Origin of the sequence: Veillonella orientalis, assembly GCF_018406505.1 — a bacterium.
Taxonomy (GTDB): Bacteria; Bacillota; Negativicutes; order Veillonellales; family Veillonellaceae; genus Veillonella; species Veillonella nakazawae.
The window spans coordinates 1,541,193-1,567,116 of sequence record NZ_AP022322.1 but is presented as its reverse complement, the minus strand read 5'-3'; the positions used below and the strand labels follow the sequence as shown (position 1 = coordinate 1,567,116).

Sequence of the window (25,924 nt, the reverse complement as noted above, 5' to 3'; positions counted from 1 at the left end):
TACCATGCAGCCATTTGTACATTTACATAGTCATACAGAGTTTAGTTTGCTGGACGGCATCAGTCGTTTGCCTGACATGGTACGTCGTGCGAAGGAGCTAAATCAGCCAGCCCTTGCCATTACAGATCACGGCAATATGTACGCAGCCATTTATTTTTATAAGGAATGTGTGGCCCAAGGTGTTAAGCCTATCATTGGTTGTGAAGTATATGTAACAGAAAATAGCCGATTCGATCGCCCTGAAGGTCGCAGTCGTGAAAGACTAAAACATCTTATCTTGTTGGCGGAGACTATGGAAGGGTATCGTAATCTCGTAAAAATTGTGTCTAAAGCATCGACAGAAGGTATGTTGTATCGCCCTCGTGCAGACCGCGATTTATTGCGTCAATACAGCAAGGGCATAATCGCCCTCAGTGCCTGTATTCAAGGGGAAATCCCTCAATATATCTTGCAAGACAATATGGAAGGCGCGAAGCGTTCCATCGAATGGTATATTGAGACCTACGGTAAAGATAATTTCTTCTTAGAAATCCAAAATCATGGACTCCCAGAGGAGGCAAAGGCCCAAGAGGAGCTCATTAAGCTCAGTAAGGAATACGGTCTTGGCATCGTAGCGTCTAATGACTTCCACTATGTCTTAAAAGAGGATGCAGATGCACAAGATATAAAGGTATGTATTTCTACAGGCCGTCGTCGTGCCGAGGTAGACCGTTTAAAATTCCCTAATGATGAGTTCTATCTAAAATCTGGGGATGAGATGGCTCAGTTGTTCTCACATATTCCTGGGGCTATCGAAAACACTTTAAAAATTGCAGAGCGATGTAACGTAGAATTCAATTTCGACGAACATCATTTGCCACACTTTGATGTACCAGAAGGAGAAACGTCTAAAACCTATTTACGTAAGGTTTGTGAACGAGAAATTCCACGCCTTTATGGTGAAACGTCTGAAGAGTTACAAAAGCGTCTCGACTATGAGTTAGATGTTATTGGCACCATGGGCTTTGAGGATTACTTCCTCATCGTATGGGACTATGTACGCTATGCTCGTGAGCACGATATCTTAGTAGGTCCAGGCCGTGGTTCTGCGGCCGGTTCTGTAGTAGCCTATCTACTTGGCATTACAGGCCTTGATCCATTAAAATACGATTTGCTCTTTGAACGGTTCTTAAACCCAGAGCGAGTAAGCATGCCTGATATCGATATTGACTTCTGTTATGAAAAGCGTGGTAAAGCCATCGAATATGTAACGCGGAAATATGGCCAAGCTCGTGTGTCTCAGATTATTACCTTTGGTACTGAGGCAGCGCGTGCCGTTATTCGCGACGTAGGCCGCGTGCTAGACTTACCACTGGCGGAAGTAAACCGCATTGCGAAGATGATACCCAACGAACTAGGGATTACCTTAGATAAGGCTCTACAAGGCAAAGAGTTAAAGGCTTTATACGAAGCCGATCCAAATGTTAAAGAGTTATTTGACTTTGGTAAAAAGCTAGAAGGTATAGCGCGCAATTCGTCCACCCATGCGGCGGGCGTCGTAATTTCTGCGGACCCTCTAGATGACCACGTACCAGTACAAAATGCTAATGAAGAAGGCTTTGTAACGCAGTACGATAAGGATAACATCGAGGAATTAGGCCTCTTAAAGATGGACTTCTTGGGCCTCCGTACCTTAACGGTTATGGGGGATGCCTTAAAGCTCATCAAGGCGAACCGTGGTATTGACCTCGATTTAGATGCTATCCCGCTCGATGATAAAGCGGCTTGTGATATCCTCACTAAGGGCGATACATCTGGTGTATTCCAGCTTGAATCGGAAGGTATCACCAAACTCGTTATGGATCTTAAGCCTGAGCATTTTGAAGACTTAATTCCATTGGTAGCCTTGTACCGTCCAGGTCCATTGGGGTCTGGCATGGTAGCGGACTTTATCGACCGCCGTCACGGTAAAAAAGAGGTTACCTATTTACATCCTATCTTGGAACCGATTTTAAAAGATACCTTTGGGGTAATCTTGTACCAAGAACAGGTTATGCAGATTGCGTCCGCCATGGGCGGGTTCTCCCTTGGTCAAGCGGACTTGATGCGCCGCGCCATGGGTAAGAAAAAGGAATCTGTGCTAAAGGCACAGCGCGAGTCCTTTATTCAAGGTTCCATAAATAATGGTATAGAAGAGTCCATCGCGAATGAAGTATTTGACTTGCTCGTATACTTTGCAGGCTATGGCTTTAATAAATCACATAGTGCGGCCTATGCGTATATCGCGTACCAAACGGCGTATCTGAAAGCCCACTATTTCCCTGAATTTATGGCCGCTACCATGACTAGCTTCATGCAAAACATGCAGAAATTGACGTACTACATCAATGCTTGCAAGAAGCATAATGTTAAGGTACTCGGTCCAGATATTAACTATTCTGAACGGAGCTTTGCCGTGCAAGGTGATGCCATTCGCTTCGGTCTTGGGGGTATCAAGAACGTAGGAGATAATGCCATCGATCGCTTGATTCGCGAGCGCAATGAGCACGGCCTCTATACGGATATCGTAGATTTCTGTAAACGCGTGGACAACAAGGTTGTTAATAAACGACTTCTTGAAAGTCTCATTCGATGCGGTGCCATGGATGGTTTCAAGGAAAACAGAAATCAATTATTGCACATGTATGAAAGTGCTCAAGCCGTAGGTGCTAAAGAGCAAAAGGATGCCGCTATGGGCACCATGAGTCTCTTTGGCGATATAGAGGAGTCTGTAGATTTCATCCCTGTACCTAATGTGCAGGATTTATCGGAAGACGATAAATTGAAAGATGAAAAGGAATATACCGGCTTTTACATCACAGGCCATCCATTGCAAGGCTATGCTAAGGAATTAGAGGGCCTCTTTGAACTGGGGGCTCTCGTAGAAAATCCAGAGCAATACGATGGTCAAACAATAACCTTTGGAGGCTTGATTGAAAATAAGACGGACCGCATGACAAGGCGGAACGAGGTTATGTCCATTCTTCGCATCGAAGATTATTCTGGTGCAGCCAATGTGGTGGCGTTCCCTAAGGTCTTTAGTCAAAGTCAACAGTTCCTTGCGGTCGATATGATTGTTAAGGTAAAAGGCCGCGTTGATGCGGATGAAAAGGGTGTGCAAATTATTGCAGACCGCATTATGCCATTAAAGGTAAACTATAGTCAGGCTAAGCATGTGGCTATTCATATTTATAGCCAATATGACACGCCAGAAAATAGTGAAGCCTTAAAACGGCTGTTAACGAACACCGCAGGCTCTGTGCCAACATCACTATATTTGCACCGTCAACGGAAGCGCATTAACTTGCCACCGAATATGTGCTTTGATCCTAGTGATGAATCTATCAAGGCTATTGAAGCTATCTTAGGTGATGGCTCCGTAGAGGTGCAATAATAAATAGCTTTCACCAACATTACTACAATAAGAAGTGAAAGATTCAATATAGAAATTGCTTTCATAGGAGGAAAGATGAAACGTACAAAAATCGTATGTACTGTAGGTCCGGGAACGGATAAATTTGGTATTTTAGAAGATATGATGCGAGCGGGCATGAACGTGGCTCGTTTCAATTTCTCTCATGGATCTCACGAAGAGCAAGCAGAGCGTATGCAAATGGTGCGCGATGCGGCGATGATTGTTAATAAACCAATCGCATTATTGCTCGATACAAAAGGTCCTGAGGTTCGTCTTGGCCTATTTAAAGAGGGGAAGGTATTCCTTGAGGCAGGTCAAAAGTTTACATTGACTACCGATGATGTGGAAGGCACAAAAGAGCTTAGCTCTGTGAACCACAAAGGTCTTGTAGGCGACGTGTCCGTTGGGGATAAAATCCTCTTGGCTGATGGTCTTGTAACACTTAACATCGATGCCATCGAAGGGAATAACATCATTACTACCGTTCAAAACAGTGGTGAAATCGGTAACCGTAAACGCGTAGCTGTACCAGGCGTAGCACTTAGCTTGCCACCTGTATCTGAACAGGATGAAGCGGACTTACGCTTTGGCTGTCAACAAGGTGTGGACTTTGTAGCAGCATCCTTTATGCAACGCGGTAAAGATATCGTAGCCATCCGTCGTATTCTTGAATCCGAACAAAAAGATATCAAGATTATTGCAAAAATTGAAAATGCTGAAGGCGTTAAAAACATCGATGAAATTTTGGAAGTAGCAGACGGCCTCATGGTTGCTCGCGGTGACCTCGGTGTAGAAATCCCTGCAGAAGAGGTACCAGTACTTCAAAAAATGATGATCGAAAAATGTAATGACTTAGGAAAACCAGTTATTACGGCAACCCAAATGCTAGAGTCCATGATTCAAAATCCACGTCCTACACGGGCTGAAGCAAGTGACGTAGCCAATGCCATCTTAGATGGTACGGATGCGATCATGTTGTCTGGTGAAACCGCAAATGGAGCTTACCCAGTAGAGGCGGTTAAGACTATGACACGTATTGCTGAGGTAACAGAACAAGCTGCTATTTACGATAGTAAAAGTCGTGCTCGTCAAGATGTGGATATGACGACTACCAGTGCTGTATGTTTAGCAAGCGTGCGCATCGCTCAAAACCTTGGGGCAGCTGCTATTTTGACATGTACTGAATCTGGTCATACTGCAATTAGCACTGCTCGGCATCGTCCGGCTTGCAAAATTATTGCTGTAACACCGCATGAAGAAACAATTCGCCGCATGCAATTATGCTGGGGCGTAGAGGCTATTAAAGGTCATGAAATCGTTAACTCTGATGAAATGGTTAAACAAGCGATTACAGGTGCTCTTGGCACAGGTGCCATTGAGTCTGGTGACTTAGTTGTGGTAACGGCTGGCGTACCATCTGGTGCGACAGGGACTACAAATATGATTCGCGTTCATATTGCGGGGCAAGTACTCTTATCTGGCAATGGTATTTTGCGTAAATCCGTTACAGGCACTGTATTCATTGCTGCTAATCATAAGGGCAATTATGAAAGCTTCAAAGATGGCGACATCCTTGTGGTGGGCACAATGGAACCTGAATTGATGGCTATTGCAAAACGTGCAGGTGGCATTATCGCTGTTGAAGACGGTTATACCTCTGACAGTGCTATTGCAGGCATTACCTATGGCATTCCTGTAATCTTAGGTGCTAAAAACGCTCATGACGTACTCCTTGAAGGTCAAGAGGTAACAATCGATGGCGAACGCGGTAAGGTGTTTGCTGGCATTGCTAATGCTCGATAGTTTTAGTAAAAGATAATTAAATATAAGGAGGGATAGTATGAATCCATATAATGTAACAGGACCTAGTAATTCTCAAGTTGCTCAGGTTGAAAGTATTGTATCCCAACGTTTGAAGGGATCCTTCTTGTGGATGGTTGTAGGTTTACTTACGACTATCGGTGTTGGAGTGGCTGCGTTGGCAAATCCAAACTGGCTACGCTTTGCATACGAAAACTTTAATATTATTCTATTAGTTGAACTAGGCGTAGTATTCCTATTTAGCGCGCGTGCGTATACGGCCAATGTTATGACTTTAAAAGGCATGTTCTTCCTCTATAGTGCATTGAATGGCCTTACATTGACCTTGATATCGTTGCGATATAATGTATTTGAAGTAGTTATTCCAGCGTTAATCGGCACGTTAGCGTTCTTCATTGGCTTTGCCGTGGTAGGGGCTACTACGAAACGTAATTTGTCATCCCTAACACCATATGTAATGGCTGCCTTACTTGGTATGATTATCGTATCTTTTGTGATGATAGGGGCTCGTTATTTTAACTGGGCTGTACTTAGTGGCTTTAGTGACACTGTTAGCTTAGTTCTAGGTTATGTAGGGGTTGTAGTATTCTCCATCTTTACAGCTATCGATGTGAACCGCATTAAAAACAATGTGACACAAGTAGCGCTCTTGGAGGATGAAACCATTTTAGACCGCATTGAAATCACAGGTGCTTTGAGCCTATACTTAGATTTCATTAACTTATTCTTATCCTTATTGCGCATCTTTGGTAATAAGCGATAAAAGGAGATTGTATGGATAATAGAGAATGGCAAACCTTTGTAACCGTTGTGGATGAAGGGAATATTACAAGGGCTGCTGAAAAGTTATTTTTATCACAACCGGCTCTAAGCTATCGGTTGCGCCATATGGAAAAAGCCTTGGGCCATTCTCTGTTGTTGCGAACTGCTGAAGGGATTGCTCTTACGGCACAAGGTGAAATTTTTTATGACTACTGTAAAAGAATGATGCAAGATCAAGAAGCCTTAGAAAATGCTATGAATTCCGCTTCTGGTAAGATTCAAGGGACCTTAAAAATCGCATCATCCATCAACTTTGCAGACTATGAACTACCAGCTTTACTGAAATCATTTCGGGAGCAATATCCGGATGTGCATATTCAAGTTAAAACTGCTTTCAGCCATCAAGTAGTAAAAATGTTTAATTCTGGGGACTGTATGGTAGGATTCGCCCGTGGCGGTTATGATGTGTCTGGTAAGTCTGAGCTACTATTAGAGGAACCATACTGCTTGGTTTACAAAGAATTAGTACCACCTGAATCCCTTGAGAAGGTACCATTTATCAAGTATCAGACTGATGCATCGGTAGCTAATATTATCGAAACTTGGTGTGCAGAACATTTTGAAGAACCACCTAGTGTTGCCATGGATGTAAACTCAATGAGTACATGTCGCCACTTTGTGCGCGCAGGGCTCGGTTGGTCGATTCTGACCTATATGGGCCTTGGATCTTGCAAGGATAGAGATATCTATGTAAGTCCATTGCGTAGCAAAGATGGCACATATATTACTCGTGATACCAACATGGTGTACACAAAGGATGCAGAAAATCTTGTAGTAGTTAAGACCTTTATCGAGTATGTTCGGGATTACTATAAAAAACATACTGTCGTAGATAATAGTATTTTTAGAGAATATAAAGGATAGATTATACAAATCGAGTCTATATAAGGCTTTGCAAACGTCTATCCATGCTATTTCAGTATTAGACTTTTTCGATATAATAAGTCATAATAAAGGTGTCTCGAAAGAGCCAGGCAGGACCATGTAAGTGCATGTATACCCCCTTTGGGGACGTATACATGCATTTTTTTCATTTTGGGCTGCAGATCTATACTCAAAATGCATAAAAAGTATGAATGGTAGGTATAAAAGTTTTTATAACCCCTATAAAGGTAATCTATTATTCATAATTCTTTTAAGCATATATAATGAGTGTAGACAAAAACTCCTAGAGTTCAATAGCTGATAGTCGCGTATCACGAATTTCTGGGGTAGTGTTAGGATGATTACATGCCTATGTTTTTAAGAAAGGAAGAAACATGGAAAAATTCTTAAAACTAGCACTTATTGTGCTAATCCCTGTTGTCCTCTGGTTTACAACTCCACCAGATGGGCTCACTGATACGGCGTGGCGCCTTTTAGGCTTCTACATTGCAGGTATCGTAGGTTTGATTTTAAAACCATACCCAATTCAAATTATTTTATTAGCTGTATTATCTGCATCTGCATTATTCTTAGACAATGCAAAAGATATCTTGGTAGGTTATGGCTCCACTGCATTGTGGATGATCATCGCTGCATTCTCCTTGAGCGTTGCGTTTGGTAAAACTGGTCTTGGTCACCGCGTTGCATACCATTTGATTAACGCATTCGGTTCTACTGTATTACGTCTTGGTTATGTAACAGCACTTCTTGATTTAGTATTATCTCCAGCTACACCTTCTAACACAGCACGTGCGGCTGGTATCGTATATCCAATTAACTTATCCATCGCTGAATCTATCGGTTCCTATCCTGGCGATACTGCTAAACGCGGTGGTTCCTTCATCTTGATGAATGGCTATTTCGTAACAAAAATTACATCCTTCATGTTCTTAACAGCTATGGCTCCAAACGTGTTGGCTTTGGACTTTGTTACTAAAATCACTGGTCTTAACATGAACTGGGTTGAATGGGCATTAGCATTGGCCTTACCTGGTCTTATTATGTTGATTTTTGTACCACTTGTTGGTTATTGGATCGATCGCCCTGAAGCAGTAAAAATTGACAATAAGAAATTGGCTGCTGATGGCCTTGCCAAATTAGGACCTATGAAAATGTCTGAAAAAATCTTGGCTGTTGTATTCATTCTTGCTCTTCTTGGTTGGGCATGGCCTTCTATTGGATATTTTTTCCCAGCTATTGCTTTTGATTTGAGTCCTACAGCAGTAGCATTAGTTGCTATGACTATTGTGTTCTTTTCTGGTATCATCACTTGGGATGACATGGTTCAAACTAAAGCTGTTTGGAACACATTCATCTGGTTCGGTGCTATCCTTGGTTTATCCACTGCTTTAACAAAAGCTAAATTCTTTGCTTGGCTTGCAGCATTTATGCAAGCAAACTTGGCACTCGATGTATCTCCACTCGTAGTTGTTTTAATTCTTTCTGCTATTAGTGTTGTAATTCGTTACTTATTTGCTTCCAGTACTGCATATATTGCATCTATGCTTCCAGTATTCTTAACTGTAGGTATGGCAGCTGGTGTTAACCCTGTTATGTTTGGTTTAGTATTGCTTGCAACAAATGCGTTTGGTGGTCTTGTAACTCACTACGGTGCATCTCCAGGTCCAATCATTTACTCTGCAGGTTACAATAACTTGAAAGATTGGTGGACTGCTGGTGCAATCTTAGCAGTATTAAGTTGGGTTCTACTCTTCGTAGTAGGTATCCCTTGGTGGACTTTCATCGGTATGATTTAATCACCATATAGTTTTATAATCAACATTGTTTTAGCGGCACGGACCAGACATTCGCGACACGTCTGGTCTTTGCCATTTGATATATTTTTAGTGAAAGGATGCAACATGGCACAATTAGTAAAAGCTGCACAAGCTGGCTTCGACGAAAAAAATGATGCATTAGTAACGGTTGAACCGATTGCTAGCGGTATCGAAATCGAATTAACATCCAAAGTTATCCGTCAATACGGCGACCAAATTAAATCCGTTATCTTGAACACAGTGAAAGAAGCTGGTTTTGATGGCGTAAAAGTAATTGTACAAGATAAAAATGCTTGGGATTACACAATTAAAGCTCGCGTATTAGGCGCATTGGAAAGGGGGAGCAAAGCATAATGGCTAACGATAAAACATTCCCAGAAGTTAAAACAAATCCATTAACAGAGGCTGCTAAAAAACGCTTGTCTCGTTCCATGATGTTCGTACCTGGTAATACACCTAAAATGATTAACAGTGCTGACATTCACGGTGCTGACTCCATCATGATCGACATCGAAGATTCCGTGCCTATTACAGAAAAAGATACAGCTCGTCTTTTAACTGCAGAAGCATTGAAATCCCGTAAATTCCGTGCAGAAACAGTTGTACGTATCAACCATCCTACACAAACTCCTTATGGCTATGACGATCTTGATGTAATCGTTCCAGCTAAACCTGATATGATTCGTTTACCTAAAACTGAAGATGTTTCTGAAGTTGAAATCGTAGCGAAGAAGATTGAAGAAGTGGAAAAAGCTAACGGTTGGCCGGAAGGTACAATCAACATTATCGTGGCTATTGAATCCGTCCGCGGCTTATATAATGTTCGTGAAATCTGCCATGGTCCTCGCGTAGTTGCTATCGCTCTTGGCGCTGAAGACTATCGTGCAGACCTTCGCACAGGTAAACATAAACCAGCTGTTGAATTGTTGTTCGCTCGTCAAACAATCCTTCATGCGGCGCGTGAAGCAGGTATCCGCGTAATCGATACTGTATTCTCCGACGTGAAAGACCCACAAGGCTTCCGCGAAGAAGTTGAATTCATTAAAGCTTTGGGCTATGATGGCAAATCTTGTATCCACCCAAGCCAAATCAAAATTATCCACGAAGTATTCACTCCTGACGAAAAAGAAATCGCTCATTCCGTTAAGGTATTGAACAGCTATGCAGATGCATTGCGCAACAATAAAGGCGTAATCTCCGTAGATGGTAAAATGATCGATGGTCCTATCGTAGTTCGTGCACAACGCGTAGTTGATAAAGCACGTGCAGCAGGCATTAAAGTTGAATTAGAGGAAGGAGCAGAATACGATGTTAAATAAAGTAGGTCGCGATATCCCAACAAATATCCCAGCACTAGAAGGTCGCGAAGTATATCAAGGTGAATTCGCTATTGAACCTAAAGCTCATCGCGCAGGTAAACCTGTACACATGAGTCGTGTTGGTACTAATAAAGTACTTGCTTCTATTGATGAAGCAATCGAAAAAGCTGGCGTAAAAGATGGCATGACATTGTCCTTCCATCATCACTTGCGCAATGGCGACTATGTAATGAAAATGGTTATGGAACGAGTTCAAGCAAAAGGCATTAAAGACATTACAATTGCGTCTTCTTCCTTGTCCCCATGCCATGAATTCTTGGTAGAAATGATTCAAGATGGTACTGTAACAGCTATTGAAACATCTGGCTTGCGCGATCGTCTTGGTAAATTCTTGACTCAAAACCCAGGCGTATTGAAACGCCCTGTAGTGATTCGTTCCCACGGTGGCCGTGCTCGTGCTATCGAATCTGGCGAAGTTCATATCGACGTAGCTTTTATGGCTGCTCCTACAGCTGACCCACGTGGTAATGCTACTGGTCGTATGGGTAAATCCGCATGTGGTGCGCTTGGCTATGCTAAAGTTGACTCCCACTATGCAGATACAACTGTTATTATCACAGATAACTTGGTTGACTATGTACACAACTATGCAATCCCTCAAACTGACGTAGATTATGTTGTTGAGGTTGAAAGCATTGGTGATCCAGAAGGTATCGCTTCTGGTGCGGTAGGTTTCACTAAAAACCCTATCCAAATTAAAATTGCTGAATTAGCTGGTGAATTCCTTGACCAAGCTGGCATTATTAAAGATGGTTTCGTATTCCAATTGGGCGCTGGTGGTGCTCCATTGACTGTGGCGAAATTCATCGCTGAAAAACTTCGCAAACGCGGTGAAGTAGGTGGCTTCGCTATCGGTGGTGCTACTGGTATCTTGACTGGTATGCTTGAAGAAGGTTTGATCCGTGCAATTTACGATACTCAAACTTTCGATACAACTGCAGCAGCATCTTTAGATAAAAACCCTGCACACATTGAAATGTCTGCTTCTATGTACGCTAACCCATGGACAGACTGCACTACAAACTACCTAGACGTAGTATTCCTTGGTGCTACTGAAATCGACCTTGATTTCAACGTAAACGTAATGACTGACTCCAACGGTGTATTGATGGGCGCTTCTGGCGGTCACTCCGATACAGCAGCAGGTGCTAAATGCACAGTTATTACTTGCCCATTGATCCGTGGTCGCTTGCCAATGATCCGTGACAAAGTAGCAACTGTAATTACACCAGGCTCTTCCGTTGACGTACTTGTTACTGAATACGGTATCGCAATCAACCCAGCTCGTACTGATTTGATTGAACGCTTCAAAGATAGCAACTTGCCTATCTTCACAATTGAAGAATTACAACAATTAGCATTCGACTTAGTTGGTAAACCACAAGATATCCCTGTGTCTGACAAAGACGAAGATATCGTAGCAATCGTAGAATACCGCGATGGCTCTATTATCGACGTGGTTCGTAAACCTCTATAATTGAGTAGTGCTGAAAGTCCGGGGAATCCGGAACAGTTCCGCCATCGGCTTATCATCCTATGCTGATTAGATAATATAAAGACCCTATCCATTGTCCTTGGACTCATGGATAGGGTCTTTTGATGTTTATATAATGCTTTGGTACTAGCTAAAAAAATATTCACAAAATCTGATGTGGCAAAAATAGTACATGGATATAGTTATACTTTTACTATAAGAAGATTGGAGATCTTTAGGAGGTAGTTTCTATGTACCGTTGTATTGCTAAGTTAGAGATTGACCTGGAGGGGTTAGGTGAATTTTATAGTGATGTAGGCGAACTAACTATGTATCAAATAATATCAGCTTGGTTACAGGATGATTTAGATGGACCTAATCCTGAAAATACAGTTTTTGGTGTATCAGAGTATGCCTTAGACTGGATGGCTGTGTTGCCTGGAGATATTTCTTATCGCAATCTATTTGATATGGGGAGTTGTAAACTTGGTAATCGTTCTGAAAGTATTGATTATTTATATGCGCAATTTTTACAAACATTAGAAAGTATGAAACGATTTGAACCTGAATATAAATCCTTATGCTTGGATTATATAAACGTGATGCCACAGCATATAGAGATAACTCTAACCTGCTGTAAAAATGTAGACTTTTTATTATTATTAAAACGTTGGTTACGTAGTTGTAGTACTTATAAACATCCGATATACTATAAAGTGAAAGATGTGTATTATGTGAAATTTAAAGGAGTGTCAAATGGGGAATGTATGGAGATTACAAACAAAAACAGATAGTAAAGATGGTAAAAAAATATCTACTTATTGTAAAGAAGAATCTATTGCAGCTGTAGGGTGGAGTATCAATGATGATCAAATAAAAGAGTATAATGCAGAAGCTTTTGATAAAATTCAATCTATCAGAGCTAGTATTCAATCTAAAGATATTTATTATAAGGTTCTTGAAGAGTATAATTTATTCAATATTAAACCTGGTAAGAAGATAGTTGCTGTAGAAACTATAAAACGAGTGAAGCCAGGGGACTATATTTGGATGCGTGATAATGGTATTTATTATCTAGGGCGTGTAAACGAAAACTCTAATTTTATGTATAATTGTGACAAGGATGCATTAGATTTTGATGCAGCTAATCAAATTACAGGAGTTAAGTGGGAACGGATTGGTGATGAAAGCCAGGTGCCAGGAGCAGTCGCAACAGCCTTTATTCGAGGGCGAACTATACAACGTATAAATAAAGACTATATGTTTGAATATGCTGAATATGCATTTGGGGGAAAACCATTAGTATTAGAGCATTCAAATAGAGAGTTTTTACAACAATTGTTTTATGATTGTTTATCTCCAAATGATTGTGAGGATTTAGTTTGTTTATATTTATACGATAAGGCAAATTATATCGCAATTCCATCTACAAATAAGATAGCTACTGAATTATATGAATGTGTGTTAGTTAATCCAATTAATGGTAAATTAGCATATCCTCAAGTGAAAAAAGGAAATAAAGAATTAAATATTAATGATTATATAGAGCTGATTAAAGACCATCCGAATAAAGAAGTATACTTATTTACATCTGAAGGTAAGGTTCAAGGTGATACTCATATAGATAATATACATAGTATTTCTCCGGATGAACTTTATAGTTGGGCAAAAGAAAAAATAGAGGGAAATAGTTGTTTAATCCCTGAGGGTATTGTAAAATGGTATAAACTAATACACTCATCAGAAAAATAGTTGAAAATTAGGAGAGAGCATATGAGCCAAGTATTTAAACAGGATTTAACAGATAATTCAGTTCGTCCTGGCGGTTTGTTTTTCGTTGAGTTATTAATGCCGGAGCAGTGTGATATGCCTAATCGAGATACAATGGTAGAGGTATTCACAAAGCATTTAGGAACTATTGATTGCTTTAGTTATGGCACTGAATCTGCTGGTTTTGCGCCTCAGAATTATAAGGTTCATTATGAGGATAATGATGCTGATGTTCCACCGACTTTAATGGTGACGAATTGTGAGAAAATCGATAAACCTGTACTCGATGATTTTGAACGTAGCCAGGTGTGGGATTGTCCAAATGTAGACGAGTTGCTAGATGAGTGCCAATATAGAGTATTTGCTACCGATATGTTAGCGTCTGGTTTAGAGCCTAAAGAACGAGCTGATATGCTCGTGAAATATGTAGATGCACTATTAGAGTTATATCCATCCTGCAAGGCTGTTGTCTTTGGGCCAGCTCGAAAGTTATTAAGTCGTGAAACCATTGAAAATCATCCAGATAAAGAGGTAACACGTTTTATTTATTATGCTGTAAATGTGCGATATTTTAGCATTCAAGGCACAGATGACATGATGGTTGATACGTTAGGTATGAGTACCTTATTCTACCCTGATTTGCAGTACCATTTTCATGGTATGAACCCCGATGAGATCGTAAATCATGCGTATCGTGTGTTGTACTATATCTTTGAGCACGATAATCCTATTGATGATGGGCAAACGATTGCAGGCTTAGAAAATGGAGATTTGAGTCCAGATATCAAATGGGCGGTTCAGTATGAGGACTCCTTAATTCAACCTGTTCGAACTGTTATAGATATTAATATGGGAGAATATGCATCGGGTACTCGTTAGTTGTTAATCGATGAAAGGTGTGAGCATTATGAGTAATCAACGTATTTTTGACATGGAACTTGTGAAAGTTGAAAGTTTGGAGAAAGCTGTTAGGACTCCATTTTATCAAACTGATTCCACAGGTGGTTCAGTATGGGTTATTAAACCTGGGCAAACCTTACCAAAGCATTACCATCATAACTCTGATGATATATGGGTTATATTGCAAGGTAAGGGGGTATTTTATCCAACGCCTGATACAGAGGTGCCTTTTACAAAGGGACAAGTTATAGTATCTAAAAAGGGTGAATGTCATGGCGCAAAAAATACTGGGACAGAAGATGTTATCTTTGTAAGTATCGTTGCTCCTGTGCCTGCTGATTATGATCCTGTTAGTACAAATTAATATGAAAGCACTTTATAGTATTTTCTTATCTTGTGATAGAGATATATTTATACTATAAAGTGCTTTTTGTTTTATACAGTCATTCCTAGCAAATATCCTTTTTCTATTTTTAAAGGCTATTATTTTGGTGTTACTATTCCTATTTGTTATTTCTATATTCTATATAATTCCATTGACAGAGGACTTTTGTTTTCTTAAGATAGTAAGGTATGTAATATCTTAAGTAGTAGAAAGGAATTATATGAACTCATCTACACCAGAGCCTCAAAGTGGGGCCATCGATTTCAAAGACTTTACAAAGCGGCGTATGCTACACGTAGTCTTACCTTTATTTATTGTTTCCATCATTGCCTTCTTAGACCGTGTTAATATTGCCTATGCAGGCTTGACCATGAAAGAGAATTTACCATGGTTAACGCCAGAGGTATTCGGTATGGGGGCCGGTATTTTCTTTATTGGCTACGTTTTATTTGAAGTGCCAGCATCCTTAATAGCTGCTCGCTGTAACGCTATGCATTGGGTGGCTCGTATCATGTTTAGTTGGGGTCTCGTATGTATTCTTATGACGACGATGACTACAGAGTTGGAGTTTTATATTTATCGATTCTTACTCGGTCTATGTGAAGCCTCTTTATATCCTGTAATTTATTCGTTACTGATACCGAATTGGTTCTTGCCAAAGGAACGTGCGAAAGCGATCTCCTTGATGTTAACATCTTTATTGTTCTCTAACATCATTGGTGGTCCATTGGCAGGTATCTTGCTAGATACAACATTCTTTGGTTTGCATGGTTGGCGCACACTCTTTATCGTTGAAGCCATTCCTGCTGTAATTTTTGCGTTCATTTTCGCATTCTGGATGAAAGAACGTCCAGATCATGCATCTTGGGTAACTGATGCAGAAAAAGCGTATATCAAGGCTGAACTTGAAAAAGAAGAGCAACAAAAGCAAGCTGTAAAGAAATATACCACATGGCAAGCTTTAAAAGATCCAAAAGTATTACGTTTAGCGTTAATTTACTTCTTATGGGTTATTGGCTTCTGGGGCTTTAGCTTCTGGATGCCTCAAGTGCTTAAAAGCTTATCCGGTTGGCCACCAAGTGTTGTAGCATGGTCTATTGCGATTCCAATGTCTGCTGCATTACTTGTACAAGTATATTGTGGTTACTCCTCTGAAAAGCGTAATGAAAAACGTTGGCATGTTGCTACTACATTGTTCATTGGTACTATTGGTTTCTTAGCAACACCACATAGTCCATCCCCAGAAATTAGTTTATTCTTTATCTGCTTAACTGCTGTAGGCGTTTACGGTGGCATGGGTGTATGGTGGACAATGCCAACAACCTTCTTATCTGGTGCTGCTGCGGCAGGGGCGATGGGCCTTATTAACTCCTCTGGTAACATGGGGGGCTGGGTAGGTCCTTACATGCTTGGTTTCATCAATGGTCATACAGGCAGCTTTACTTATGGTTACTATGTAATGGGGGCTTGTATGTTCCTTGCAGCTCTATTGATTTTGACATTGCCTAAATCTATGGAACACAAAGACGATTAAATATTATTGAAACATAATAACAAAATTAGAAGAGTTATATCTCTAGTATTTCTGCTTTATGGCGATTACATAGAGATATAGCTTTTTTCTTTTAGTAAATATATTGTTTTATGTATAATAAGAGTAATATAACCTACAGTAAAAAGAGAGAGGATACTATGTATAGAACGTTATTATTAACAACCGTATTAACAACTTTCACAATAGGCGTATCTGTAAATGCGATATCATTACATGATCCGACTGGTGAAGAGAGAACTGACTTTGAGCGATTGGCTGTATATAATCGTGATATTGTTAAAGTTTCAGGTCCTTATGATTCATGGGAATCAGCTGTTAAGAATTTAGGGCGCGCTAAATATATTAGTGATATAGAACAACGTAAGACGATAGATAAGTTGCAGAGTCAATTGAAGCCTATATTAGGCGGTTATTATGTATCAGCATATTACGTAGATTCTAATATCCTTACTCATGACGAGGGTACCATTAAAATCAAATCGACTACTGATGCGGTAGGTGAAAGTAAATATATTGTAGAGTATAAAACACAAGAGCATTATATTGATTCTGTCTTATGGAATCCATTTGTAGAGAAAATTATTACAGTAGCAGATCCGATTATTTCTTATGAGAATCAGTATGGAACGGGAAAACTTATAGTTGTGACAGCCTTTGGATATCAAGAGGATGTTCAAGGTTTTCCAGATAAGGGACTTATAGCTGCAAATAAAGCATATAAGGCTGCTGAAGATACCTTGGTTAGTAGAGTATTGGAATTAGGATGGGTTGATACATCTCGTGAGGCAGAGTTACGAGATTATTTAAATACAAATGATGGTGTTCATAAGGGATACACTTTGGATGCCATGGGCTTTGGCGTCATGGCTCAAAAAGATCTCTTCCTCTATATAGATGATGAAGGTAATTTCCATCATAGGCACTATTCGGTTGTGAGTGAATGGGAAAAATCCTATAATAAAAATTTTAGGTTATATAAGCACATTCCCCTTGATAAAAAGATAAAAGCTATTACAGTAGTTCAAACGAATTAAGACGGATATAACAAAAAGCCAGATACAAGGTAAATACTTTTTAGTATGTATTGTATCTGGCTTTTATTTATTTTTTTACATCCGGTACTTTTCCAGGATTCATATCGAGGTTTAAATCCGTCGATTTGAATGGGGAAGGGTTAGCTTCTGGCGGTTGTACTTTAAGCTCTGGGTGCAACCATTGTAGTTGTTTCAGTTCCCAGTCGTACTTGGCACCGTCGTTTTGTAATTGACGAATGTCTTTAAAGATACCATCCAGTTGGTCGCTATGTTTATTAGCCATCCCTTCTAGGATGTAAAGGCGACCAGCTACACTATCAACGGAAGAACCATCGTGGTCTTCATCGACACGCCATTGTAGTTCTGAAATTTGTATTTGCTGGAAGATTATAACAATGACCAGCACGATGATAACGCCCCACATGGGTGTTTCTTTAGCTTTCAAAAGGGCCCGCAATTTAGATGCGAGCCCAGATGGTTTATTCATTATTGACGATCCTCGAGTTGTAATCCAGGTAATGGTAATTTGGAATTTACAAAGTCTAACCACAAGCGAGAAGCGTGGGAGAGGTAATGACCTTTTTTCCAAATAACATAAAGTGTATGAATAATTTCTGGTACAAGTGGACGTACAACGACCTTGGAACCAACCTCTGTATTTTCACCTGCCTCAGGGCAGAGACGAGATGGTAACAATGCGATGGCAAGGTCTGCACTAACTGTTTGCAACATAAGATCACGTTGGCTTGTTTCAAATACGATATGAGGTTGAAAACCTGTATGTTTACAAGCTTTGATGATTTCGTCATGCAAATTAAAGTCATCTTTGTGTAATACGAAAGACTCGTCAGCTAACATTTCTAAACGAATCTCTTTTTCTTTCGCAAGAGGGCTAGATATTGGAACGATAACGGAAAGCGGATCACTAGTGAGGTAGAAGGACTCAAATTCTTTTGGATTTGGTTTCGTACAAATGATACCAATATCAATCAAGCCTTCTTGAACACTAATCTCAACTTTTTTAGAACCTTGTTCATAAAGTTCTAATTCAATTTGTGGATATACTTTTTTGAACTCCCCTAAAAGCTGAGCGAAGATAGGTGCATCGGTAATTGGTGGAATACCAATTCTAATGGAACCTTGCTCCAAACGAAACTCGTTTTCAAAATCAGTTTTTAGATGTTCAAACATGAATACTACGCGTTTTGCGTGGGTTAAGAAGATGGTACCCCCATCAGTAAGTTCTACAGATTTAGCATTACGCATGAAGAGAACAACACCAAGTTCGTCTTCTAAAGCTTTAATAGTACGGCTGATAGCGGATTGGGAGATGTGCAAATTCCGCGCAGCTTTACTAAAGCTTTTTTGATCAGCTACTTCAACGAAGTATTTCAAATGATGAAAATCCATAATTAACCCCCTAAAAATAAAATATGGTTATAGGAAGTGACCTATACTAAATGAGAATAGTTATTACTATAACGCAATTAGCTATTACTTTATGTAAAGCATGGATAGCAATATTGGCAAAGCGACAGTCACTGTATGTGTTGCGTTGATAGGGCCCAGCACGTTATAATGAGCATATAGGGCTATATCAAGTTATGATATTAGGAATTATGGTTGTGCCCAATACAAAAGTATGTTCACACATAATGCCATATTATATATAACATATATATTATTGCATTATTTTTTCATGTGCGCAAGTTTGTAATGGTTGTTATTCCTAAACATAATGATAGATTAAGCAAGTGTTCTATTTTTGCTAAATGCTTAAGGAGGCAATAATCACATGAGTCGTAAATTTAAAACTATGGACGGCAACCAAGCGGCTGCTCACGTTTCTTATGGTTTTACAGAAGTTGCTGCGATTTACCCAATCACTCCATCTTCCCCAATGCCAGAACACATTGATGAATGGGCTGCGTCTGGTCGTAAAAACATCTTCGGCAACACTGTTCAAGTTGTAGAAATGCAATCTGAAGCAGGTGCTGCTGCCGCAACTCACGGTTCTTTACAAGCTGGTGCATTAACAACAACTTTCACATCTTCCCAAGGTTTGTTATTGATGCTTCCTAACTTATACAAAGTAGCAGGCGAATTACTTCCAGGTGTATTCCAAGTAGCTGCTCGTGCATTGGCTGCACACGCTTTGGCTATCTTCGGTGACCATCAAGACGTAATGGCTGCTCGTGCAGCTGGCTGCGCTATGCTTGCTGAATCCTCCGTACAAGAAGTAATGGACTTGTCCGCTGTAGCTCACTTGACAGCTATTAAAACTCGTGTACCATTCATCAACTTCTTCGACGGTTTCCGTACATCCCATGAAATTCAAAAAATTGAAATCTGGGACTATGAAGATTTGAAACCATTAGTAGACATGGACGCTGTTAAAGCTTTCCGTAAAAATGCTTTGAACCCAGATGCTCCTGTAACTCGTGGTACTGCAGAAAACCCTGACGTTTACTTCCAACATCGCGAAGCATCCAACAAATTCTACTTGAACGTTCCTGACGTTGTAGAACATTACATGAACGAAGTTAACAAATTGGCTGGTACTAACTACCAATTGTTCAACTACCATGGTGCTCCTGATGCAACTGATGTAATCGTAACTATGGGTTCCTCCGCTCAAGTAGTTCAATCCACTGTTGACTACTTAAACAAATTGGGCCGTAAAGTTGGTTTCATCAACGTTCACTTGTTCCGTCCATTCGCAACAGATCGTTTGTTGAAAGCTCTTCCTCAAACAGTAGAACGCATTGCAGTTCTTGACCGTACTAAAGAACCAGGCGCTTTGGCTGAACCATTGTTCTTGGACGTACAAGCTGCTGTAATCGACGGTGGCCGTAACGTAAAAGTTATCGCTGGCCGTTATGGTTTGAGCTCCAAAGACGTTATCCCTGCAGACATCGTATCTGTATTCGATAACTTGGCTGCTGAAAACGGCAAGAAATTCTTCACATTGGGTATCAATGATGATGTTACATTCTTGTCCTTGGATCGTGCTGAAGGTGTAGAAGTTGAAACTCCTGGTTTGACTGAATGTAAATTCTGGGGCTTCGGTTCTGACGGTACTGTAGGTGCGAATAAATCCGCTATCAAAATCATCGGTGACCACACTGACATGTATGCTCAAGCATACTTCGATTACGACTCCAAAAAATCTGGTGGCGTAACAATGTCTCACCTTCGTTTTGGTAAAAACCCAATCAACTTGCCATACTTGGTAACTGAACCTCAATTCGTAGCATGTCACCGTCAATCTTACGTACATGAATACGACTTGATTCGCGGTATCAAAAAAGGCGGTACATTCTTGTTGAACTGTACTTGGTCTCCTGAAGAATTGAACGAACATTTACCTGCTAAATTACGTCGTCAAATCGCAGAAAAAGAATTGAACTTCTACATCATCAATGCTGCGAAAATCGCTTCCGAAATCGGTTTGGGCGGTCGTATCAACATGGTAACTCAAGCTGCATTCTTCAAATTGACTGAAATCATCCCTGTAGATGACGCTGTTAAATACCTTAAAGAATCCGTAGTAACTTCTTACGGTAAAAAAGGTCAAAATATCGTTGACATGAACAACGCTGCTATCGATCAAGGTGTTAACGCTTTGGTAAAAGTAGATGTTCCTGCTGACTGGAAAAACGCTGTTGATGAAGGCGGCCACGCAGTTAAACCTGGTTGCGAATCTTGCCCATCCTTCGTTCAAAACATTGCACAACCAATCAATGCACAAGCTGGTTATGATCTTCCTGTATCCACATTTGCTGGTTACGAAGATGGTACATTACCTGCTGGTACTGCTAAATTCGAAAAACGCGGTCCTGCATTGTTCGTTCCAAAATGGTTACCAGAAAACTGTATTCAATGTAACCAATGTTCCTTCGTATGTCCACATGCTACAATTCGTCCAATCTTGGCAACTGAAGCAGAAGTGGCTGCAGCTCCAGAACATTTCGATACAATCCCTGCATTGGGCGCTAAAGACCTTCAATTCCGTATCGCAGTATCCCCATTAGATTGCTTGGGTTGCGGTAACTGTGTTGATATCTGTCCAGCTCCTAAAGGCAAAGCTATCGTAATGACTTCCATCGATTCCGAAATCGAACAAGCTGAAGCATGGAACTACGGTGTTAACCTTCCTGTAAAAGAAAACCCTATGAAGAAGGAAACTGTTAAAGGTTCCCAATTCGAACAACCATTGTTCGAGTTCTCCGGTGCTTGCGCAGGTTGTGGTGAAACTCCTTACGCTAAATTGTTAACTCAATTGTTCGGCGACCGCATGATGATTGCCAATGCAACTGGTTGTTCCTCCATCTGGGGTGCTTCCATGCCTGCATCTCCATACACAACTAACCAACAAGGTCAAGGTCCTTCTTGGGCAAACTCCTTGTTCGAAGATAATGCTGAGTATGGTTATGGTATGTACATCGGCGTTAAGAAAATTCGTCAACAATTAGTAGAATTAGCTGCTAAAGCTGTAGAAACTGCTACAGGCGAATTGAAAGAAGCTTTGGAACAATGGATTGAATTTGCTAACCTTGGTGCAGCAACTCGTCAACGTTCCGAACGTTTAGTAGCAGCTATCGAAGCTGAAGGTGCTACAACTCCAGAATTGAAAGAAATTCTTGAGAAAAAACAATTCTTGATCAAACGTTCCCACTGGATCTTCGGTGGTGACGGCTGGGCATACGATATCGGCTTCGGCGGTGTTGACCATGTATTAGCTTCTGGCGAAGACATCAACATCTTCGTATTCGATACTGAAGTATACTCCAACACTGGTGGTCAAGCTTCCAAATCCACTAATATCGCAGCAGTTGCTCAATTCGCAGCTTCTGGTAAACGTACTAAGAAAAAAGACCTTGGCATGATGGCTATGTCTTATGGTTATGTATACGTAGCACAAGTAGCTATGGGTGCAGATAAAAACCAATTGATGAAAGCTGTTGCAGAAGCTGAAGCATATCCAGGTCCTTCCTTGATCATCGCTTACAGCCCATGTATCAACCATGGTATCAAAGCTGGTATGGGTAAAGCTCAAGAAGAACAACGTAAAGCAGTTGCAGCTGGTTACTGGGATCTTTACAGATACAATCCTCAACTTAAAGAAGAAGGTAAAAATCCATTCTCCTTGGATTCCAAAGAACCAACTGAAAACTTCCAAGACTTCCTTAAAGGTGAAGTTCGTTACGCTTCCTTGGCTAAAGCAGCTCCAGATGTTGCAGAAGAATTGTTCGCTAAAACTGAACAAGACGCTAAAGATCGTCGCTTAAGCTACGTTCGCTTACAAAAAGGTTTCGAAGACGTAAAATAATTCGTTATTTAACGACTAAGAACTAATAAGAGGCACCCTTTCGAGGGTGCCTCTTTTGTATATAATATATTTATTATATTATGAGTATATTTGACTGTATCTTAAAATAATATGGCCATTTCTTGAATAGGTAGTTCCTGAATTACTAATGCTTTTACAATAGGTAATATACTAGGAATTTGGTATAATATTAAATAGTTGTGCATATACTATTAGGTATATTGTACTGACATATGATTTGATAACTTTAATAGTAAATATAGAGGTGCTTATGGCTAAGGATAATCAACAGATCGCAACAGATGATATGCAACAAACAATATATAAAGAGTTAGGCTATAAATCCTATCCATTTCCTTTTACTACACCTGCCTATTTGGAAGCATATGGTACACTTGTAGGTCTTAAGCCACCAACGGCTAAAACAGCACGTGTACTTGAATTAGGTGCTACGTATGGGGGAAATATTATTTCTCAAGCTGTGCATAATCCAGAAGCAACATTTGTAGGTATTGAGCTTTCCCAAGATCAAGTAGAGAAGGGCAACAAAATTATTAGTGATGCCAAATTAGATAATGTATCTCTATTGCAAGGGGATATTTTGAACTTTGATGAATCCTTAGGAAACTTTGATTACATTATTGCTCATGGTTTTTACTCTTGGATTAGCGATGAAATGAAGGATAAGTTGCTTGATATTATATCCCATCATTTGGCTGATAATGGCATTGCATATGTATCCTATAATACATATCCAGGTTGGCATACGATGGAAGAGGTTCGTCAACTTATGCTATTTGCTAATCGTGGTTATGATGAGTTGACTCATAAGGAAAAGGTATTACGCGGTAAAACTGTAGGTAGTCTAGTAGGTGCTCAAATTCTTAATTATGATAACCTTAAAGAGCGTAATAGTAAATTCTTAGGTGCCTTGCGTTCCGTTATGCAAAAGGATGATTATTATGTAGGTCATGACCATTTAGAACCTCATAATGATCCATGTTACTTCTATCAATTTAATGATCATTTAAAAGCTCACAATCTTACATATGTGTGTGATGCAGATTTAACATTATCCATGGTTCGTACCTATGATGATAGCATCGCCGATAAACTTGAAAAATTGGCTCCTAATAGCCAAGCGGATCAAGAACAATATTTAGACTTTATGCTTGATACAACATTCCGCAAGTCTATTATTTGCAAAGAAAGTGCTGCAAAGGATATTAGCTATGATGTAGCTAATCCAGATAAGGTGAATACAGTACCTGTACGGTCTATCATAAATAGTTTTGTATTCCAAATCCTCTTTGATGAAGAAGCATTAGAAATGTTTGAAAATGAGCTTGTACGAGATACATTCAAAGCTCTCATTAAAGATGGTGGCACTTTCAATATGATCGAAGCCCTTGCCATTTTAAAAGCTGCTCATGATACTGCTAATGCATCTGAAGATGACTTAGAACCAGCTGTATGTAGTTTATATAAAGCTATCGTTGAACATATGGTACGCGGTGGTATTCGATTCTATAAAACATTCCCTGATAAACAGGAATATATGGAGGGCTTATCCTATGTACCAGCTCGTTTTACAAACTTTGTAAAAGCTATTGCTGATGGTGGTAGTGAATATATTTATGGTGCAAATATGTTTAATGACGCTATTGGTGATATTTCTGAAGAAGATTTATTGTTCATGGAATTATTGAATAAGCCTAAAGCCAAGTCTACGATGATTAAGAAGATTAAAGATTCTCTCTTTAGCGCTGATAAGGCCCAAACTGGTAAACACCAAAATGCCATGGCGGAAGCATTCTATAATGAATTGACGAAGCGTATGGAGCAATTAGGCTTTATTAGAAGTAAGAAAAACAATGGTCTTTCGTAATTCTTTTAAAATTTCTAAGATAATATTTTAGTGATTCATATAATCTTCAGAATGAATGTAAAACCCATTACACTTATAACATTTATGTGTATTAAGTAGTAATGGGTTTTTGTTTTATATAATTTAATTTAATCTTTTTTAATAATTATTACATTTAGTTATTTAATATTGCCAAAAAAGTATAGTAAATCGATAAAATTAATGAGAAATAAATGAACCATATATGAAAAGTGTGGTATACTATGTATGGGTATTTTTGTGAACATCATCCGATGTGTTGTGGATGATATTATAAATTGTATTAGTTACAATGTTGTTTTTATTGTATTATTTGTAAAAGGAGTCTTTTATGGCATCTAAGAAGGCCGTTCTAGTATATATACTAGAAATCCTGAAAAGTGAAACGGATGCTAATCATACTTTATCTCAAGAGGAGATTCGCAGTATATTAGCCGAGCGGTACGAGGTATCCGTCGATCGGAAGACCTTAGGCCGTCATTTAAATGATTTATATGAATCTGGTGATTTTGGTATTCAATGTGAAGAGTCTGCCGTAGGAGCAGATGGTACTATTCGCCGTACTGATTTTTATATGATTCATACCTTTGAAGATTCGGAATTGAGATTATTAATTGACGGTATTTTGGCGTCTCGTCATATTACCGCATCTCAACGTAAGGATTTAATTAGTCGTGTTGCTAAATTGGGTAGCTCTCATTTCAAGCCCCATGGTATTGATATTGAAAGTGCTACGGGTTACCTTCATAGAAGTCAGGACTTATTCCTTAACATTGATCTCATAGAGGAAGCAATACAAAAGGGGAGAAAAATTTCCTTGGCTTATTGCCAACCTGACGTGGATAAACGATTACATATCAATCTCGGTCCAGATAATAAGGAGCGAAAGTATGTATTCAATCCATTCCAACTAGTTATGAATCGGGGACACTATTACCTAGTTGGGAACCATGAAAATTATGATGACATGTCTACATTGCGTGTCGATCGAATTGCACACATTACGGTGCTGAGCGAACGCAGAAAACCTTTACGGGAGATAAAGGGCTATAATCAGCAACGCACCTTTAATGTATCACAATATGTAAAAGAACATATTTACATGTTTGGCGGTGAATCCATTACCGTAAGTTTTAAGGCAAAGCGGTCTATTGTAAACCAAATTTTAGATTGGTTCGATGGCAATGTGGAATTCACCAACGTCACATCTGATGATGTTGTATGCCGTGTACGTGTAAATCATGATGCCTTTAAGTATTGGGCACTTCAATATATGCAAAGTGTGAAAGTACTTTCACCAGCATCCTTGGTAGCAGAAGTGAAAGAAGCTATTAAGGAAGGCTTAGCACAATACTCATAATAAAAGAGCTAGTTGATCGTTGAATCAACTAGCTCTTTTTTGGCTTATAGG

The 25,924-nt window shown here is 39.7% G+C and carries 19 protein-coding genes; 17 read left to right on the top strand and 2 right to left on the bottom strand.

Going from position 1 to position 25,924, the window contains the following annotated elements; translation table 11 throughout:
• Window positions 1-4: 4 nt before the first annotated feature.
• From VEIS1202513_RS07075 to VEIS1202513_RS07010, 14 genes are all read left to right on the top strand, one after another.
• On the top strand, window positions 5-3,412 hold the full coding sequence (locus VEIS1202513_RS07075; protein ID WP_213467176.1) for a DNA polymerase III subunit alpha: 3,408 nt from the start codon (window positions 5-7) through the stop codon (window positions 3,410-3,412).
• Between the two features lie 75 nt (window positions 3,413-3,487).
• On the top strand, window positions 3,488-5,236 hold the full coding sequence (pyk, locus tag VEIS1202513_RS07070) for a pyruvate kinase (protein ID WP_213467175.1): 1,749 nt from the start codon (window positions 3,488-3,490) through the stop codon (window positions 5,234-5,236).
• Between the two features lie 37 nt (window positions 5,237-5,273).
• Complete coding sequence (locus VEIS1202513_RS07065; protein WP_213467174.1) at window positions 5,274-6,017, top strand: Bax inhibitor-1/YccA family protein; 744 nt, start codon at window positions 5,274-5,276, stop codon at window positions 6,015-6,017.
• Window positions 6,018-6,028: 11 nt separating this feature from the next.
• Window positions 6,029-6,940, top strand: a complete 912-nt coding sequence (locus VEIS1202513_RS07060) for a LysR family transcriptional regulator (RefSeq protein ID WP_213467173.1) — start codon at window positions 6,029-6,031, stop codon at window positions 6,938-6,940.
• 395 nt (window positions 6,941-7,335) lie between these two features.
• The gene (locus VEIS1202513_RS07055; protein WP_213467172.1) at window positions 7,336-8,757 is read left to right on the top strand and encodes a DASS family sodium-coupled anion symporter; all 1,422 of its coding nucleotides are present in this window, start codon (window positions 7,336-7,338) and stop codon (window positions 8,755-8,757) included.
• 105 nt (window positions 8,758-8,862) lie between these two features.
• On the top strand, window positions 8,863-9,132 hold the full coding sequence (citD, locus tag VEIS1202513_RS07050) for a citrate lyase acyl carrier protein (protein ID WP_005385629.1): 270 nt from the start codon (window positions 8,863-8,865) through the stop codon (window positions 9,130-9,132).
• Window positions 9,132-10,097, top strand: a complete 966-nt coding sequence (locus tag VEIS1202513_RS07045) for an HpcH/HpaI aldolase/citrate lyase family protein (protein ID WP_004695279.1) — start codon at window positions 9,132-9,134, stop codon at window positions 10,095-10,097. Before citD ends, VEIS1202513_RS07045 begins: the two co-directional genes overlap by 1 nt.
• Entirely contained in the window at window positions 10,087-11,634 is a 1,548-nt protein-coding gene (gene citF / locus VEIS1202513_RS07040; protein ID WP_213467171.1) for a citrate lyase subunit alpha, read from the top strand. Before VEIS1202513_RS07045 ends, citF begins: the two co-directional genes overlap by 11 nt.
• 248 nt (window positions 11,635-11,882) lie before the next feature.
• The gene (locus VEIS1202513_RS07035; RefSeq protein ID WP_213467170.1) at window positions 11,883-12,425 is read left to right on the top strand and encodes a hypothetical protein; all 543 of its coding nucleotides are present in this window, start codon (window positions 11,883-11,885) and stop codon (window positions 12,423-12,425) included.
• Window positions 12,388-13,383 carry a hypothetical protein gene (locus tag VEIS1202513_RS07030; RefSeq protein WP_213467169.1) on the top strand — a complete coding sequence of 332 codons (996 nt, stop codon included), beginning with the start codon at window positions 12,388-12,390 and terminating at the stop codon, window positions 13,381-13,383. Before VEIS1202513_RS07035 ends, VEIS1202513_RS07030 begins: the two co-directional genes overlap by 38 nt.
• A 21-nt stretch (window positions 13,384-13,404) precedes the next feature.
• A complete protein-coding gene (locus VEIS1202513_RS07025) occupies window positions 13,405-14,280 on the top strand; it encodes a DUF4261 domain-containing protein (RefSeq protein WP_213467168.1) in 876 nt (291 codons plus the stop codon).
• 28 nt (window positions 14,281-14,308) lie between these two features.
• Complete coding sequence (locus tag VEIS1202513_RS07020) at window positions 14,309-14,665, top strand: cupin domain-containing protein (protein WP_058948382.1); 357 nt, start codon at window positions 14,309-14,311, stop codon at window positions 14,663-14,665.
• A 241-nt stretch (window positions 14,666-14,906) separates the two neighbouring features.
• Window positions 14,907-16,220, top strand: coding sequence for an MFS transporter (locus tag VEIS1202513_RS07015; RefSeq protein ID WP_213467167.1), 1,314 nt, complete (start codon window positions 14,907-14,909; stop codon window positions 16,218-16,220).
• Window positions 16,221-16,378: 158 nt separating this feature from the next.
• Window positions 16,379-17,275 (top strand): hypothetical protein, encoded by an 897-nt coding sequence (locus tag VEIS1202513_RS07010; protein WP_213467166.1) that lies wholly within the window; start codon window positions 16,379-16,381, stop codon window positions 17,273-17,275.
• A gap of 67 nt (window positions 17,276-17,342) precedes the next feature.
• Here the strand turns inward: VEIS1202513_RS07010 and VEIS1202513_RS07005 are convergent, their stop codons facing one another.
• Together VEIS1202513_RS07005 and VEIS1202513_RS07000 are read right to left on the bottom strand one after the other, a co-directional pair.
• A complete protein-coding gene (locus VEIS1202513_RS07005; RefSeq protein ID WP_060924520.1) occupies window positions 17,343-17,762 on the bottom strand; it encodes a hypothetical protein in 420 nt (139 codons plus the stop codon).
• Window positions 17,762-18,685 (bottom strand): LysR family transcriptional regulator, encoded by a 924-nt coding sequence (locus tag VEIS1202513_RS07000; protein ID WP_024065776.1) that lies wholly within the window; start codon window positions 18,683-18,685, stop codon window positions 17,762-17,764. Before VEIS1202513_RS07000 ends, VEIS1202513_RS07005 begins: the two co-directional genes overlap by 1 nt.
• Window positions 18,686-19,070: 385 nt before the next feature.
• Here VEIS1202513_RS07000 and nifJ point away from each other — a divergent pair, with 385 nt between their 5' ends.
• From nifJ to VEIS1202513_RS06985, 3 genes are all read left to right on the top strand, one after another.
• Window positions 19,071-22,607: a pyruvate:ferredoxin (flavodoxin) oxidoreductase gene (nifJ, locus tag VEIS1202513_RS06995; protein ID WP_156718891.1), complete on the top strand. Its 3,537-nt coding sequence runs from the start codon at window positions 19,071-19,073 to the stop codon at window positions 22,605-22,607.
• Between the two features lie 271 nt (window positions 22,608-22,878).
• Entirely contained in the window at window positions 22,879-24,495 is a 1,617-nt protein-coding gene (locus tag VEIS1202513_RS06990; protein WP_213467165.1) for a methyltransferase regulatory domain-containing protein, read from the top strand.
• A gap of 349 nt (window positions 24,496-24,844) precedes the next feature.
• The gene (locus VEIS1202513_RS06985; protein WP_213467164.1) at window positions 24,845-25,873 is read left to right on the top strand and encodes a helix-turn-helix transcriptional regulator; all 1,029 of its coding nucleotides are present in this window, start codon (window positions 24,845-24,847) and stop codon (window positions 25,871-25,873) included.
• The last annotated feature ends 51 nt before the right edge of the window (window positions 25,874-25,924 follow it).